The organism is Xanthomonas sp. AC360 (assembly GCF_979258225.1).
In genome coordinates this window covers 3,634,457-3,652,691 of record NZ_OZ409846.1, presented here as the reverse complement: position 1 = coordinate 3,652,691, position 18,235 = coordinate 3,634,457, and the positions used below count along the sequence as shown (strand labels likewise).

The window sequence follows — 18,235 nt, the reverse complement described above, 5'->3', positions numbered from 1 at the left end:
GAGTGTTAAGGTGAGTAACCCGCCTATGAAGCGTCCTCGATTCTTCGATTCACTCAGAAGTAGAGGTGGTTGTTGATTGTGCCATTGCGAAGCGGATGGGCGGCAAGCCGCCGAGTGATCGATGTGGCCGTTGGTGGTTGTATCGATGACGCCAGTCCTCTGCCATGCGCCGAACCTCGTCGAGCGTGGTGAACACGAAGCGGTCCAGCACTTCGGTGCGGAAGGTGCGGTTGAAGCGTTCGATGTAGGCGTTTTGGGTAGGTTTGCCGGGCTGGATGTGGATCAGGGTGACGCCGTGCTGCTGTGCCCACTGCCTGAGCGCAGCGCTGATGAACTACGGGCCGTTGTCCAGGCGCAGTCGCCTTGGAGCACCACGCAGCTCGACCAATTCGTCCAGTGCGCGGATGACCCGTGCCGAGGGCAGGCTGGTGTCGATTTCTATCTTCATCGATTCGCGATTGAAGTCATCGTTGATGTTGAAGGTGCGGAAGCGGCGTCCAGACCACAAGGCATCTGACATGAAGTCCGCCGACCAAGTGTGGTTTGCTGCTTGCGGGATCTCCAGCGGCGCGCGGATGCGGTCAGGTAATCGGCGCTTGCCGTGACGTGGAAGGTTGAGCTTCAGCGCGGTGTAGACCCGCCAGGCGCGGGTCTTGCCCCAGCCCTGCGGTCGCAATGCCCAATCCATCAGCAGGCCAAAACCGTGGCCGGGGTTGTCCTTCAAATGCGCCTCGATTGCGGCGATGAGCGGGCCATCGTCGCGCTGGCGCGGACGGGAATGCCGTGCAGATCGGGACAGCTGCAGCACCCGATCAGCTCGACGGGCACTGAGGCCGTGAGTAGTTTGCATGGCCAGACTCAATTCCAGTCGACGAGCCTGGCTCAACCTTTTCGCGACAGCACGTCCTTGAGCGCGTGGTGATCCAATGCCAACTCGGCATACATGCGCTTCATCCGGGCCAACTCGACTTCCACATCCTTCAGATGCCGCAACTGCGACACCTCCATGCCGGCGTACTTGGACTTCCAGACGTAATAGGTCGGCTCGCTGATCCCGTGCTTGCGGCAGGTCTCGCCAACTCTTGCACCGGCCTCGACTTCTTTGAGGATCCGAACCATCTGTTCTTCGGTGAACTTCGACTTCTTCATACAGAGCTCCTTGGGATGGAACTCTACTTCCAAGTGGATCGAGTTAACGAGGACGCTTCAGTTGTGGTAGTTGACGAAGCTCGGATCCGCCTCGATTAGGTAGCGACGGCCGGTACCATTGCTGACTATTAGTCGCGGATATTCAAACCAATATCCCATATGATAAATCTATTATTGGCATTTTTCGCAACTCCTCTTGTTTTAATACCACCCGAATAATCTATAGCAACAAGGCAAAAAAATTATATTTACAACCTAATCAAACAACAACTTTTTCTGGACCATTCAATAAATCAAAAACCACCCCCGTTACCCCGGCACCTTCAAATCGCCGCTTCACTTCCTCACTAACGATTACTGCCCCAAGATATTTTTTAGCCTAAATATATGCTTTTCGCCCACCTTAGACACCTCTATGACAGGATTAAAGAAGCTTCGATATGTCCCTGCCAAATCTGGGCGTACTGGATCATTATTTTCAAAAACTGAAAATTCAGAACTCCCTTCATCCACGCAATCAATTTGAGTTTCGATTATCATCGCAAAATAATTTTGCTTCAGAATTTTATGCTTGATTTCCACTGGCGCAAAGACAACATTTCGGCATGGCTCGTCAATTTCAGGCAACCCTATTAGGGAATCAACAGCTTTTTCACTTAAAACAGGGACACTTGCATATCCAGCTAATGAATAATCAACTTCAAACCCGTCAAACCTCACTTTCGATGAATAGCCACCTAGCCCCATGAAATTGACAGGCGGTTCAATAAAGTTCCAGTTATTAACATAGCCAATATCATCAAGAATCCACTTGCCTTTTATCGATATATTTTGCTACATCAAATAATATTTGACAGCACCCCTCTCAACTATTTCTCCCAACAAGAACGTAGGCCGGCCGAATTATTAATTAAATGCAAAAAATTTTCCAATTTATATTACTTGCTATAAATCCCCCAAATCCACTTAATTATAACCTGAGGATAATCTTTCCTTCTTTACACATTCAATACCACGATCATTTCTGCTTACCCACATAAAGCGCCCCACCAATCCAATTTCCGACTAATTCAATTTTAAGAAAAACTCTCCTCTTCACTTTAGCAAGACGCGAAAATTCCGCACCTTACACTTAATACCTAGAACCCACGCCAATTTTATCGGCTATATACTCTGTCAATAAATCAATGTCTTTGTAAGCCACCAAAGATGACCCAACATCATTCGTAGCGACGTAATCTCCTATCGACATATCCGACAAACGAGCGGCGCTTTCAGCTGCAAAAAAAAATGATGGCGCGATTACCCAATTAGTACTTGGAATTGCTTCTCGCAAGTGACCTTTCATCACCCACTCCACCGTACCTTTGTATCTCGCAACAAAATCCATGAGCCTTTGAACAACAACACTTTCTTCCTTTACAAACCTAAAAGCCACATATGGAGGATATGTTGACATATCTTGCTTTTCAAAAAAGCGTCCATTCCAAACTCTAGCTTCACGCGACTGATAACGCCTCCACTCAAGAGGGCTCATCCAGTTGATTATATTCAGCAACCGCCCCTCTCTGGCTTCAACAATTTTCATACTCACCTTCCAAATCCTTTCAAGTTCCTGGAAATTCGAAGACCACCCGGATTTATCCCCTTCATGTGCTGCTCCCAGTCGCCTTTTGGTATAGGAGCATTAGAGAGCCTCGGATCATACACATAACGCCCGTCCGTATAAACCTGATGATAAAACTGATCAGGTTCCAATACGCCGTTTTCGTAGACATTCAAGTCTCCGGCCTTAGAAGGCCTTACTTCCAATACATAACCTTTACCTCCTGACACAGTGAGAAGCCTCTCGGCGATTTCAGAGCAATCCACCTCACTTGTGCAAGTCTTCATATACTTGATTTTACTCGACCCCATCTCTCTTACAACATCCTCATTTGGCGGAAATTCGGGATTCAAGGACCTGAAAGGACGAGTCATTCCAGGCGGAATAACTTCAGCAACTTCTACTGGCTTGTTTGGTGGGGAAGATACAAGTTCGTTGGCCGGTTTATTAGGCGGACCCATCAATATTTTTGAAGGCACCTCCTTCACACCGGGCTTTAGTTGACGCGGGACCCCAAGACTACCTCCGTCAGGTGATAGGCCAGTCCATGGAGCGGTTGCCGCGCCTCCAATTTGAACAAGGTGGGAAATCGTATTTGCTATATTTCGACGATTATCCTCACTCATTCCCGCCGCAGTTGCACCGAGATAGCCTAGGCTTGCAAGTGCGCTTGAGCTCAATGAATCATGGAGGGCGAAGAAACCTCTCAGCTGCATCGAGGATGGGAGCAGATCTTCAGTACGAGTGACTTCAAGCCCTGACTTGATGAGCGCGTCAACGTAGATCTTGTCATTCGCTGTCTTGTCGCGGCCGAACAAGCGCTCCATGAATGTGAAATTCGTACTTGCGTATGCGCGCTGATCGACGCTCAATCCCGCATACGGAAAGCCGTAAACCTGGTCTGGGCCGATACCTTGCAAAGTATTTAGATCGAAGCTTCCATTCTGATCGATGTAGCGCTGGTAATAAGTAGCGAGACCAGCTTTCTGGACCTCAGTGAGAGGCTCTCCAGCCAGTACCTTCCTCAGAAGACCGGCACTCATCTGGTCACCGGCGTCAAGCAAGACGAGTTCCAGTGATTCCTGTGGATTCAGTCCAAACTGTGTTTCAGATTTTTGGCGAAGTTGTTTCAATCGCGCATGATCATCCTTGCCGAGGAAATTGTTCTCGACCGAATTCTTCGCAATATTTGCGGTCGTCGCAGCATCCGCCAGACTCCCGCCCGTCATTCCACCCACAATCGCACCAACGGCCTGCGACAACGACACCAGCATCTGCTTATCTGCTTCCGGGAGCCGGTTTGGATCGAACTTGCCATCCGGGCCGTAGGCTTGCGGGTCGTCGCCGTACAGGGTCTTGGTCAGGTACTGCGCCGCCAGCTCGCCACCTGCGCCCGCCAGTGCGCCACCGGTCATGGATGTGCCGTTGACTTGCGCTAGCACCGCGCCGAGGACTGCATGCGATAGCCCTTGCAGCACGGCGTTCGGGTTGCTGCCGTGGTTCTGGTCGAAGGTCTTGCCGACCAGTTGGGCGGCATAAGGTGCCAGTGCATTACTGGCAACTTGGCTCACCCCCTGGCCGGCGACGCTGCCGACGAGGACCGTCGTGACCGCCTGCAATGCCCGGCTGTAGTCGCCGCCGGTGCCCCATTGCTGTTTCGATTCGTAAGCCGCACGGTAGGCGGAGACGTTCTGCAGCAGTTCGCTTTCCCGCTGGGCAGGCGTCAAGGCCGCGAAGCGATTCCTTTCATCGTCGGTCTTGAGGTCGTTCTCGTACTGGTCTTCGATGGCGCGCGCTTTGTTCTCGGCCGATGCGGCAATGTCCTGGCCGATCTGCCTGCCCGTTGCGATGACCGTGCCGGCCGCCGCCGCCATCGCCTGCTGCTCGCCCAGGATCTTGCGCACGTCCGGCAGCGCCGCTACCGCTTCATGGGCAGCGCTGGCATCGGTGTTGATGCCGGTCGCTGCTGCCGTGGTGGTCTTGCCGCCGATCTTGATGTTGCCTTCGGTCAACGTGGCGCGGGTGTAGGTGGTGTCGCTGCCGCTTTCGCTCATCGGCATGCCCGGCATGAAGCTGCCGGTGTTGGCCTTGCCGTAGTTGCCGTTGGCGATGTTATTGCCGATGTCACTGGACTGTTCGCCAGCGGTCCGTTGGATCGGGTTGCCGTTGGCATCGGTTTGGTTACCGGTACTGCCGAAGCCGCCACTGATGCTGCCCGACGATGCGCTGTAATCCATCTGGTTTTTCAGATCGGTGAACGTCAGCGAGTCGGCCGTTAGCTCGCTCGCACCGGCATTGGTGCTGGCGATGGCGCCACCGATCAGGTTCACGTTGCCAGCAGTGACGTGGTAGCCGCCGTTGCCTGCAAATAGACCCGACTGCTCGACGACACCGAGGTAGTTGCCATTGGCCTTGGCCGCGCTGGCATAGCCGCTGGCATCCCACGCGGTACCCGCCGAGACCTGTACACGTCCACCAACGCTGCTTTCCTTGGATTGGATGTCCAGCTTGTCTTGCAGCGATTCGATGGTGAGGTCGCCACCGATCTGTGCATCGACCCTGTCGCCCTTGACCACCGCGCCGCGCAAGGTGGTGTCACCCTCCGACTTGATTACGATGTTCTGGCCGGCCAGCTGCGTGTTCTGCCAGGTGCTGCCATCCACGTTCGACTTGTGGCTCCCGGCACTGGCTTGCACATACGCGTACACGCCGGTCTGCGCACCAACCGATGCGCCGACACCGACCTCAAACCCGGCGTTGCTGCCCTTGCTCTGTTCGGTGTTGCTGGAGTTGCCTGCCTCAAGCACCAGGTCGCGTGCCGAATCCAGGCTCAGCGTGTCGCCGGCCTTGAGGTTGCCCTGCACGATACGCAGGTCGCCTTCGGTGGTCTTCAGGCGCACATTGCCGCCACCGGTGATGGTGGAGCCCTGCGAGATCTGGCTGCTGCTGTTGAAACTGCTCTCGTTGGTGGCGAAACCCACGCCCGCTTCGACACTGAGTAAAGAGCCGCTACCCGCGCCACCGGCCATGCTGCTGATCGCACTGGCCGACTGATACGCATTCGCCGCCGCCGCCATGCCCTGCATCGCGCCCAAGCGCCCATCCGACTGACGCGCATCGTCCACGTTATTGATCAGATCGATCAGCGGCGACTTGATGCGCGCGAACGCGCCGATCTTGAGGTCGTCGTCCTGCTGCGAGGCGGAGCTGCTCTGGTTGGCGGTCAGCAGCTGGATCGAGGCCGCGGTGATGTCCACGTCCTTGGCCGCGACCACGTTGCTGGCCGACTGCGTATACGTGCCGCCTGCGGTCAGGCTGACATTGCCGCCCAGGCTGCCGACAGTGCTGGCCACCTGCGCGACCTGGGCGTTGTCGTCGAAGTGGTTCTTCTTGTTGTAGCCGGCAAAACGCTCGGTGTCGGAGATGACCACCGTGCCGATGCCCTTGCTGGTGGACTGATTGGTATTGCCCAGGATGTCCTGGCCACTTTGGATGGTCAGATCGCCCGCTGCGCGCAGGCTGACATTGCCTTGCGCCGCGACATTGCTTGCGGTCAGGGTGATGTCGCCTTGGGTGGTGGTCAGGCTGGCATTGCCGCCCACCGACAATTGCGTGCCGGTGATGGTGTCTGTCTGCCCGTTGCCGGTGCCTTGCTGGTTGTAGTTGCCGTACGGCAAGCCGGCGGCATTGTTGAAGCCCCAGCCCTTGCCGTTACTGGCGTTACCACTGGACTGGGTGTTGTGCGCGACGTCGAACACGATGTCCTTGCTGGCGAGCAGCAGCGCATTGCCCTCCGCAGACATTTGCGTGCCCTGGCTGGTGATCGAGCCATCGCTGGCGAGCAGGGTCAGGTTGCCGCCGGCCGCCAACTGGCTGACGCGCGCGTCGCTGGTGCTCTCGTTTTGCGATGCATTGGAGCGGTGGCTGCTGGCCTGGATCACCACCGGGGTGATGGCGGCCATGGTGCCGGCCGCTGCGCCTTCGGCATCACGACTGATCTTGCTCATGGTCGAGCCGGTATCGACCATGTTCTTGGTGGTCGAATCGCGTGCGCTGCGGTACGAGGCACCCGGGTCGTAGGTCACGCCCACCGAGAATCCGCTGGATTTACTCGACTGGCTGGATTGCGACTCGACCGTGTCCTGGCGTGCCAGCAGCGCGATGTCCTTGGCTGCCAGCGTCAGATCCTTGCCGGCACCGATGTCCGAGGCGGCAATGGTCAGTTGGTTGCCCGCGCTGATGACAAGATTGCCATCGGTTGAGCCAACGGATGAGGCAACCTGGGTGACCGATTCAGATGAATTCTCGCTATTGCTGCGCGCTTTGCTGTAACCAATGCTGGCAACACCACCGCCAATGCTGCCGGTCAAGCCGGATCGCTTCTGGCTGAAGCTATGTGCTTCGCTGCTGATGTCCTGCGTCGACTCGATGGTGACATTGTTGCCTGCCGCCAGACGTACATCGCCATTGGCAAGCACCGTTGAGCCGACCACTGCCACATCGTTACCGGCGGAGATATTGACGGACTCGCCGCTCAGCGCCGTACCGATCGCAAACGTGTCCTGCCACTCATCATGCGTAGTCGTGGTCTTGCTGGAGAACGTGCCCTTCTTCTTCTTGGTCATGTCCTGCACGGCATCGTGCTGCTCGCTGGCAGCGAGCAGGTTGACGTCGTTGCCGGCAGCCAGGGTGATGCCACCTTCCTTGGCGGCCGCAGATGCGGCGGTCAGGGTGATGTCGTTACCAGCCTGCATCGCCAAGTTACCGCCGGCACTGAACTCGGTGCCGTAGACGGTTTCATCGCTGGTCGCGGTGGTCTGCTTGAAGCGCTTGCGCGTTTCCAGGGTGTTGCTGGTGTCCACCGTCGTCAGCGTACTGGCATTGATGTCATTGCCGGCGCTGATGCCCAGGCCTTTGCCGGCGTCCAGCTTGGCCGCGACCAGATTGACGTCATTGCCGGCGCTGAGGATGAGGTTGCCGCCGGCCGTCAGTGCTTGCTGATCGATGGTTTGGGTCGTGGTTGTCGTGGTGACGCGAGTTTTGCCGTTGCGTGTCTTGTAGCTGTTGGTTTCGCTGTCGTTGAGCACCGACTCGACGTTGAGATTGTTGCCTGCTGCCGCGATCAGATCGCCGCCGGCGTTGACGTTGGCCTGACGGATGGTCAGGTCGTTGCCTGCGGTGAGTTGCAGGCTGTCGCCGGTGCTGATGGTGGTACGCGTGGCGACCTTGCCGTCCAGACCGGTGGTCGGGGTCAGCGAGAGGTCGTTACCCGCCTGCAGCGCGGCGCTGCCGCCGGCCTTGATGGTGACGCCGTGCAGTTGCAGGTCGTTGCCTGCCGAGACAATCAGATCCTTGCCGGTGATGACCGACACAGCATCGCCGCCGCGCAGCAGGCCGTTATCGTCGCGCAACGCGCTTGGGGTAAGGCTGAGGTTGTTGCCTGCGATCAAGGCCGCACTGCCGTCGGCCTGCACGCGGGTACCGGTCAACGTCATGTCGTTGCCGGCAAACAGTTGCAGGGTGTTGCTAGCAGTAATGCCCGACAGGATGCCAACGCCGTTGATGGCCTTGGTTGCTTCGCTGATCAGGTTGTTGCCAGCGACTAGCGCAACATCGCGGCCCTGGATCTGGCCTTGGTTGAACAGGTCGTTACGTGCTTCCAGCACCACGCTGCCGGTGCCGCTGATGCGGCCCTGGTTGAGCAGGTTGCCTGCGGTAATGCTGACGTCGGCACCGGCGATCACGCCCTGGTTGCTCATGGCATTGGTGGCGTTGAGCTCGACGTTGCCGCCAGCAATCAAGGCGCCATTACCGCGCAACTGCAACGAGTTGGAGGCCAGATACACCACCGGTACCAGCACCTTCTGGCCCTGGTAGTCCTGCTCCACCATCCACACGATGTCTTGCGTCAACGCTGCCGCCTGGGCGGCGGTCAAGCCCACGCCCATGCTCAGCTGCAGCTGACCAGCGGCCGCGACACCCGACTCCAGCAAGGCGCGGTACTGCGCCACGCCATCGGCGTAGTTGCCCAGATAGCGACGACCGGTGAGCTGGGTGATCTGGTCCAGCACCAGGCGCTGCTCGTAGAAGCCATCGCCCAGGCGGGTCTGGGTCCACTCCGGGTCTACGCCCAGCTTGTCCAGCAGGAAATCGCTGCTGATGAAGTTATCGTAGTTGACGAAGCGCGGATCGGTCTCGATCAGGTAACGACGGCCCGGCCCATTGCTGCGCCAGGCGTTGATGCCGCCAAGGCCGACTGCCGCGCGCCCCATGGCAGTACGATCGGTGGCGTTGCCATTGGACAAGCGATACAACCCGCCGATGGGCAGATCGATCTGCGTCAGCGAGGTCTGGCCGCCGCCAACGATGTTGGTCACCGGAATGGTGGCCGGATCGATGCGGGTGCGGCTTTCGCTAGCGCCTGCAACGACGCCGGTACCGGTAGCGGTGGCTTGCACGTTGGCCTGATCAACGGTGCTGCGCACCAAGCCACTGTCATTGGACATGACCGGTGCAACCGACATGGCGACGATGCCGCCAGATGCCGCAAGCGAGGCATCCTGCGTATTCGCACCAACCTGCGCACCCGCGTTGCCGGCGGTATTGCTCGCCACGCTGATGCTGGCTGCACCGCCATTGGCCCGACCGATGACCGCCTGACCACCGACATTTGCCGCGGTCTGCCGCGTGCGGCCGCTCAATCCGCCTTGTGCACTGACGCCGTTTAGCGAGGCACCGCTGATGTTACGGCCATCGCTACCGACGGCGCCGTTGCTGATGTTGGCGCCGTTGATGCTGACGCCTTGGCCGCCGGTCATGCTGGCGCCCAGGGCAATATAGCTACTGCTCGTGGTCGAGGAATTCAGCCTCTGGTCTTCTTCCTCGTAATAGCAGACGACCTTCTGCCCCACCGGCTGCATGCAGTCGTTGGTGATCGCAGTAACGATATGTTCGACATCACTCTGGCGAACCGTCTGGTTTAACGCGAGCGCCTGGTTGAACAATTGCTCGCTGCCGGCAATCATGTTGTCCGAGAGCCCACCAAGACCCCGTTGATTTGCTGCGAAAAGCCCAGCAGCGGCGATAGTGGATGCATTATTTGTGACGCTACCGGAGAGCAGGATGTTTCCGCCTGCAGCAATCTTTCCCTCAGCGCTTGCCGATGACAGCTGTTCCTGCTGGATTACTTGGTAGTTGCGATAAATACCCGGCGCGAGCCCCCTGTAAGGATAAGGCGCACGCGCACCTTGCAGATTCCTGATTGTTTTGCCTTCGATAAGCTCGCCACCCGAATACACATCGTCGCCGGGATCGGTAGAAACGCTGGTCGTATTGATCACACGCCGCCGATTATTCAGCTGATTAGCCGCAATCAAAATGCTTCCATCGGCCTCAATGCTGCCCGACAGGTTATTCACCACACCGGTGCGCGAGACCAAGGTGCCAGCACCATCCTGCGCACCACCAATGGCGATATTGCGCAGGCTGAAAATGCGCGCATCGCGGTTGAGCAGTTGATCGCGTACGATCAGGTTCATGTTGCCGGTGGAACCCAGCAAGGCCGAACCATAGGCGGCGTTGTTGGTCACACCGCCAAAGTCCGCGCCGTTGACCAACGTGCCGGTATTCACCGACACATTGCCGCCGACGATGCTGCCGGTGTTGTAGACGCTGTTTGCCACCAGCGAGAGCGCAGCGTTGCCGGAAATACTGCCGGCGTTGTCGATGACATTGCCGCCGTTGAGGCGGGTATCGTTGGACAGGATGTTGGCGCCGGCACGGTTGGCGATGCTGCTAGCGGTGATGTCCAGGCGGCGCGCTGCCTTGAGCGTGGCCTCGTTGACCAGGTTGCCGCCCACACGCAGGTTGAAATCGCCATTGCTGGTGAGATCTGCGCCGGCGCGATGCGTGTAGTCGCTGCGCAAGGTCAGATCCAGCAGGTTCTGCGCCAGAATGCTGCCACCACCGTCGAACCCGACGGTATCGATCACCACATCGCCAGCGCCGCCGGTGATGCTGCCCGCGCCAATCTGACCACCGGCATTGCTCAGGCTCTGCAGGTTCAGGCGAACTGCCTGCTCGGCTTTGATCCTGCCGTTCTGATTGTTCAGCGTGGCGCCTGCGCGCTGCAGCAGGAAGCTTGCGCCGGCATAAATGTTGCCGCCCTGATTGTTCAAGGTGTTGGTATTGGCGATCAAGTCGCCGCCTGCCACAAGCTGCCCGCTGTTATTGGCAATACTGGCGGCATCGATCACCACGCTGCCGCGGCCACCGAGATTGCCACTGGTATTGGTCAGCGCACCGCCGGTGCTGATACGCGTCAGACCGCCGCCATTGTTGACGATGCTGCCCTGCGTATTGTCGATCCGTCCGCCCGATACGGTGAGCGTGTTACCGGCGTCGAGCTGGCCGCCGCTGTTAAGCAGCGCGCCTGTCACCGCAACATTGAGATCGCGGCCCGCACTGAGTTTGCCGCTCTGGTGATTGTCCAGCTGGCCGCGTGCGGTGACGCTGAGGTCGCGCCCGGCTTGCAGGCTGCCACCGGAGCTTGCGATGTTTTCCGCAGTGATCACTGCATCGGTACTGGCACCGATGATGCCGGTGCCGTTATCCAACCCACGAGTGAGCTCGACGCGCAGACTGCCGCCCGTACCACCGCTGCTCACCGCCTGCAGCGTGCCACCACTATTGCTGAGGCTATCGGCACGCAATGTCATCGCGCCACCGCTGGCCTGCAATAGGCCGCTACGGTTGTCGACAGCACCACCGCTTTGCACCGTCAAACCGCGTGCAGCGACCGAACCACCAACATTATTGAGGCTGGCCGCAGCAAGCGTTGCATCACCAGCGGCAGCCACCGTGCCCCCCTGATTGTTCATGCCGCTGCTGGCGCCGATGGTCAACGTCCCCTGCGAGACGATGCGACCGTTGGCATTGCCCAATGCGCCACGGCTGGTGACCGACGCAGTGCCAGTACCCGCATGTTCGATCCGTCCCTGCGCATTCTCAAGGCTTGCGGCAGTGATGGTCAGATCCTGCCCATTGCTGGCCAAGGTTCCCAACGTGTTGTCGATTGCGCCACCAATGCTGACGCGCGTCGCGCCTGCACCACTTTGAACGAGACGGCCGCCGGCATTGTTCAAACTGCCGCCATCGATGCTGAGCTGACTGGCCTGGAGTTGGCCGCCAGTCGTCGTGAGACGGCCGTTATCGATGGTGCCGCCTGCCTGCACGGTCAGCGTGCCGCCGGCGAGCAGGTCGCCGCCACGATGGTCGAGGCTACCGCCGGTGGTCAGCGCGACATTGCCGGTGGCGCGCGTGCTGGCGCCAGCAAGCTGCAGCTGGGCGCCTTGCGCGAGCAGATTGCCGCCTGCCAACAACTTGCCCGAGGCACTCAGCTGGCGATCGGCGACCAGGCTCAACGTACTGCCGGTCCCCAGGTTGCCATCGCCGGCAATGCCTGCACCAACCGTACCGGCGATGGTGATTTCGCCTGCACGCAGGCTCAGATTTCCGGCGGCGGTGGTCTGCCCGGCGTTTTCGATACGCGCGCCTTGCAGTCCCACCGTCTCACCACTGACCACGCCCTGCTGACGCACCACGGCGTCGCTGGCCAGCGTGATCTGCTGGCCGCGCAGCTGACCTGCAACGGTCAGATCGCTTTTCGAGCGCAGGTCGAGCGTGCTGCCTGCACTCAGGGTGCCACTTTGCGCCAACGCGCCGTCGGCTTGCGCAGAGAATGCGCCCGCCGCTGCCAGGCTACCGTCGAGCTGCAGGTTGCCACGGCTGATCAAGGCGACGTCGCCGCGCTCGCTACCGAGCTGACCAGTGCTGGCGAGCTGCGCGGCCTCCACACGCAGGCCGTTGCCGCCAATCAAATCACCGCGATTGTCCACCGCACCTGCGGCGGTCAGACCCAAGCGCTGCAAGCCGTACGCCTGACCGGTCTGACGCAGCGAACCGACACCAAGCGTCAATTGATTGCCTGCGCGCATCGCGCCTGCATTGTCGAGCAAGCCGGCGATAGACAGCGTGGTATCGCCTTGCGCTAGCAGCACGCCCGTGGCGGTGTTGCTTGCACTGGCTGCGGTGACGGACAGATTCTGGCCGGCAACAACCTGCGCCGCGTTGGTCAATGCGCCGGCCGCGCTCAGCACGACTGCGCGATCAGCCTGTGCCACTCCGGCCACTGCCAGGTTGCCCGTGCTGCGCAGGCTCAAATCAGTGCCCGCATCCAACGCGCCGCGGCTGTCGATCGCTGCGCCATCAAGACTGATCGCACCGCCGCCTTGCAATACGGAAGCCTGTCCGGTGGTGACCGTCGCACCGCGCAGGGTTGCGTTGCCGCCCGTGACGGCCTGCCCGTTCAACGCCAGCGTGCGCTGCGCCTGCAGGTCGAGGGAGGAAGCCGACTGCAACGTACCTGCTGCAACCAGATCGCGCCCTGCCTGCAATGCGACCGACTGCGCCTTGAGCGATCCGCCTTGCTGCAGGTCACCAGCAGCGGTTGCCTGCAACGTGGTTGCGGCAGCCACAACACCTTGCAACGCGATGTCGCCGCGGCTGACCAGCGTGACGTTGGCTGTTTCGCTGCCAAGCTGCCCGCTACTGCGCAGGGTGCCTGCGTCCACGGTCAATGCGTCCTTGGCGATCAGGTTGCCGCGGTTATCGACCAGCCCGGTCGCCGTGACAGTCAACGCCTTGCCAGCAATGGCGGCACCGCTCTGGTCGATGCCGGTGGCGGTCATGCGTAAATCGCCACCGCTCTGCACGCTGCCTGCGTTCTGCAATGTGCCAGTGGTGAGTGTGACGCCGCCCTGTGCAGCCAGCGTGCCCGTGACAGCATTGCTGACAGTGCCTGCCTGCACTGATAGGTCACGGCCTGCGATGACCTGACCGGCGTTGCTCAACGCGCCGTCGGCACTGAGTACGACGTCGCGATTAGCTTGCGCCACGCCTGCCAATGCCAGTGCGCCGGTACTGCGCAGACGCAGGTCGCTGCCGGCGTCGAGCGTGCCGCGGCTGTCGATGGCCGCGCCCTCCAGGGTGATCGAACCAGCGCTTTTCAGCACAGCGGCAGTGCCGGTGGCGATGCTGTTGCCACGCAACGCGGCATCGCTGCCTGCCTGTGCCTGACCATTCAGGACCAGCGCACGCTGCGCCTGCAAGTCCAGTGTGGAGGCTGACTGCAGCGTACCGCCGGCAGTGAGATCGCGACCCGCTTGCAGGCCAACTGTCTGCGCGGTGAGCGAACCAGATTGCACCAGGTCACCCACTGCAGTGGCCTGCAGCGTGGTGGCGGCAGAGACGACGCCTTGCAGATCGATCGCATTCTGGCTGATCAGCGTCAGCGCGCCATTCACCGAGCCAAGCTGGCCGGTGCTGGTAATGCTGCCGGCGGCGATGCTCAGATCCTTGCCGGAAACCAGCTGACCACGATTGTCGAATGCGCCAGTCGATGCAATCGAGATCGCATCGCCGCTATAGAGTCGGCCGCGCTGCAACAGCGACCCTGTCGACAGCGCCAGCCCACGCTCGCCGTGCAAGGTACCGCTATTGTCCAGTGCGCCAGCGACGTCGACACGCAGATCGCGCATCGCACCCAGCGTCGCATTCGTCAGGTTTTCGGCGCTGGCCGCCTGCACACTGAGGTCGCGTGCGGCGACAACTTGCGCGCCATTACGCAATGCACCAGTAGCGGTCAGCGCGACGTCACGTCCGGCCCGAGCGATACCGCCCAATGTCAGATCGCCTGCGCTAACCACGCTCAGATCGGTCGCTGCATCGAGCGAGCCACGGCTATCGATCGCTGCGCCATCCAGGGTGATGTTGGCACCGCTCTGTAGGACAGCCGTGCCACCAGTGGCGATGGTTGCGCCCTTGAGGACGGCGCTGCCCGTGCTCGCTGCCTGGCCATTCAAGGCCAGCGTGCGCTGGGCCTGCAGATCCAGGGTGGATGCAGAATTCAGGGTGCCGCCGAGAGTGAGATCGCGGCCAGCCTGCAGTGCAATGGACTGTCCGTTGAGCACGCCGGCTTGCTCAAGATCACTGCCGGCGGTAGCGCGCAACGTGGTTGCCGCGGCGACCACGCCGCCCAGCTGCATGACGACCTGGCTCGCCAACGTCACATCGGCACGTTCGCTGCCCAATTGCCCGGTGCTGCGCAGCGTGCCTGCATCGATCTGCATCGCATCCTTGGCAATCAGCGTGCCGCGATTGTCCAGCGTGCCCGCTACCGCAACCGTCATTGCCTTGCCTGCAGACACGCTGCCACTCTGGTCCAGCGCTGCCGCGGTGAGCTGCATATCGCCACCGGCCTGCACGCGGCCGGCGGTGTTGAGCTGCGCCGTGGTCGTCAGGGACACATTGCCCTCGCCTGCCAATACGCCAGCGGCGGTGTTGTCCAGACGTTGCGCCTGCACTGTCAGATTGCGGCCTGCGACGACCTGCGCGGCATTGCTGACGGCGTTGGCCGCGCTCAGACGCATATCACGTCCGCTCTGTGCAATGCCAGCCAGGGACAGATCGCCATCGCTGCGCATCTGCAGATCGCTGCCTGCGTCGAGTGTGCCGCGGCTATCGATTGCGGCGCCGTCCAACGCGATCGCACCGCCAGCCTGCAACACCGCACCCTGGCTGTTAATCACGGTGGTTGCACGCAATGCAGCATCGCCACCCACCTGGCCTTGTGCGGCAAACGTCAGCGTGCGCTGCGCCTGCACATCCAGCGTGGATGCAGCACGCAAAGTGCCGGCCGCAGTGAGATCGCGTCCGGCAGCGAGGACCATGGTTTGCGCGGTCGCGGAACCTGCTTGTTGCAGATCGCCACCGGCCGTGGCCTGCAGCGACGTCCCCGCAGCGACCACACCCTGCAATGCGATGTCGCCATCGGTGGTCAGGCGCACCTCTGCCGCTTCGCTGCCGAGTTGACCGATGCTGCGCAAACTACCGGCCTCGATCTGCAAGGCGTTCTTGGCCACGATGTTGCCAGTGTTGTCGAGCGCACCTGCTACCGACGCCGACAGCGTATTGCCCGAACCGACCCGGCCACTCTGGGTCAGCGTGTCAGCGGCGAGCTGGAGTGCATTGCCGGCATAGAGGCTGCCGGCGTTATCGAAGCTACCCGTGCTGCGCAGACGCGCATTGGCATCGGACGAAAATGCCGCACCCTGAGCATTACGCAGCGACGCAGCATCCACCTGCAGTGCACCTGCTGCAACCACGTTGGCGCGATTGTCCAGCAGCCCACCTGCCTGCAAGGTAGCAGCGCCTGCGCTCTGCACCGTTCCGCTCAGGGCCAGATTGTTAGTGCTTGCAATCCGCAGATCACCGCCTGCATCGATTACGCCATCATGATCGACCGTGGAGCCACGCAGTTGCAGCGCGCCGCCACTGCGCAGCTGCCCACGTTGACGCAATGCACCGTTCGCCTGCAGGTCGAGCACACCAGCCGACTGCACGATGGCATCACTGCTCAGCGCGCCGCCGGTGGCGATGTTCAGTGCACCACGCGTGCTCTGCAACGTGCCGGACACCGCCGCATCGCCGCCGCTGCGAAGGTTCACGCTGGCGGCATTCACCGCACCGGCAATCCGTGCATCCGTGCCGGCATCCAGTGCCAGCGTGCCGCCTGCCACCGTGTTGCCGCTCAAGCTCAAGCCAGCGCGGCTGCGCAGCGTGGCGTCGCCGCGTTGGCTACCAATGTCGCCGCGGCTTTCCAGCTGTGCGGCGTCCACGGTCAATGCATTGCCGGCGACGACGGTCCCGGCGTTGACCAGCCCGCCAACCACGGTTGCCTGCACGTCACGCGCGGCAGACAAGCTGCCGGTGGTGGTCAGATTGTTGGCCTGGACACGCAAATCGCGCCCCGCGTAGCCGCTGCCGGCATTGCTCAACGCACCAGCGCTGCGCAGATCCAGATCCGTGCCAGCCGAGACGGCGCCGCGTTGCGCAATATCGATCGCAGCGGCGTTGAGCACGAGCGTATCGGCAGCGATCACCCGACCCTGCACATCCAGGCGGCCACCGGCCTGTATCTCTGCACCCTGCCCGGCCTGGGCCAAACCGCCCATGCGCACATCACCGCTGCCGACCACACGCAGTGCGGACGCTGCATCCAGCGTCCCCAGCGCATCGATGCTGGCTGCGTTCAATGCAATGGCGCTACCGCTCTGCAAGGTGCCGGACAATGCAACGCGATTCGCGCGCAGCGTTGCACCCGTGCCGCCATAGGCCACACCGCCGCTGCGCAACACGCCGTCAGCGCCAAGCTCCAGCGCGCCGGTGGTATGCACACTGCCATCGGCGGTCAATTCGGAGCCGAACAGGCGGATCGCCCCCGCGCTGCTACGCCCGGTATGGCTCAACGCACCGTCGGCCTGCGCATTCAACGCGCCAGCGGCCACCAGGTCGCCGGCTAGGCGCATGCCTGCGCCACGCAGGCTGACATCACCCTGCTGCGAGCCAAGCACGCCGCGCTGGTCCAGATCACCGCTTGCCCGCACGTTCAAGCCATCGCGTGCCACGGCGGTGCCGCTCAGACTCACCTGACCAGCGCTGTCGATCTGCAGATCACCGCTCTGCGCGGCCAGGGTGCCGCGGCTGACCACGCCCACGCCGGCTTCGGTAGCGATCAGACGGATGCGGTCGGCATACATGCCGCCCAGTTGCGCGACATCGATGCCGATCGACGGCGCAGCACCATCGGTACCAGGCAGCACGTCGAGCAACATGCCGTCGTAGTTGACGCGCCCTGCGCCCGCGCTCGCGACCAATTCCTTGGTCCAGATCGACCCATTGACGCTGAGCTGACGCGACAGCAGATCCAGACGATCCACATTGAAGGCGTCAAGACCATTGCTGCCGATGCTGAGCGCACCGCCGGTGATGGTGAAACCAGTCAATGCGCCATCGCCGCCCAGGTTGGGCGTGCCGGTGGTCAACGTGACGCGCGAGGTATTGAGAAATCCGCAGCCATCGCAGGAAATGCCATTGGGATTGGCAATGACCAATTGCGCTTTGGCGCCAGCGATTTCGGTGTAGCCCTGCAGACGGCTGCTGGCGGAGGTGACCTCGTTGAGGATCAACGATGCCGCACCACTGCGCTGCAGATTGTTGTTGCCGGCCACATAGCCGCCCAGCTCGGTCTTGGAGATCTGCGCGCTGTTGTTGAGGATCAACCCGTTCGGGCCGACGTTGAAACTGCTGTAGCGATTGTGCGAAATGCCGCGTGCATTGGGGGCGACGATATCCACCACCGGCACACCGTTGGCTGCTACCTGTTGGCCGGGTGTCTGACCACCGGGGTTGGCCGTCGGCGCAACCTGCGCCCACGCCGGAAACGATGTCCAGGTCACGGTGAAGCACAGCAGCAGCGCCAACGCGCGCTTGCTTTGTTCGGCTACGTAACCACGCACGCTCATCGCTTCGGTGTCCATCGTTTCTCTCTCGCCGCCCGCAGGCGTCATCAATCAACAAGCG

At 60.8% G+C, this 18,235-nt stretch carries 3 protein-coding genes and 1 pseudogene; all 4 read right to left on the bottom strand.

Going from position 1 to position 18,235, the window contains the following annotated elements:
• Nucleotides 1-49: 49 nt before the first annotated feature.
• Nucleotides 50-1,149 (bottom strand): annotated as a pseudogene (locus ACZZ0O_RS15670) (IS3 family transposase).
• Nucleotides 1,150-1,503: 354 nt separating this feature from the next.
• A complete protein-coding gene (locus ACZZ0O_RS15665; protein WP_463591215.1) occupies nt 1,504-1,896 on the bottom strand; it encodes a hypothetical protein in 393 nt (130 codons plus the stop codon).
• Nucleotides 1,897-2,281: 385 nt separating this feature from the next.
• A complete protein-coding gene (locus ACZZ0O_RS15660; RefSeq protein ID WP_463591214.1) occupies nt 2,282-2,737 on the bottom strand; it encodes a hypothetical protein in 456 nt (151 codons plus the stop codon).
• Between the two features lie 2 nt (nt 2,738-2,739).
• Nucleotides 2,740-18,192 (bottom strand): hemagglutinin repeat-containing protein, encoded by a 15,453-nt coding sequence (locus tag ACZZ0O_RS15655; RefSeq protein ID WP_463591213.1) that lies wholly within the window; start codon nt 18,190-18,192, stop codon nt 2,740-2,742.
• Between the last annotated feature and the right edge of the window lie 43 nt (nt 18,193-18,235).

Bases quoted from the DNA above. Each gene is read 5' to 3' on its own strand.
- ACZZ0O_RS15665 (WP_463591215.1), bottom strand. From the start codon at position 1,896: ATGGGGCTAGGTGGCTATTCATCGAAAGTGAGGTTTGACGGGTTTGAA.
- ACZZ0O_RS15660 (WP_463591214.1), bottom strand. From the start codon at position 2,737: ATGAAAATTGTTGAAGCCAGAGAGGGGCGGTTGCTGAATATAATCAAC.
- ACZZ0O_RS15655 (WP_463591213.1), bottom strand. From the start codon at position 18,192: ATGGACACCGAAGCGATGAGCGTGCGTGGTTACGTAGCCGAACAAAGC.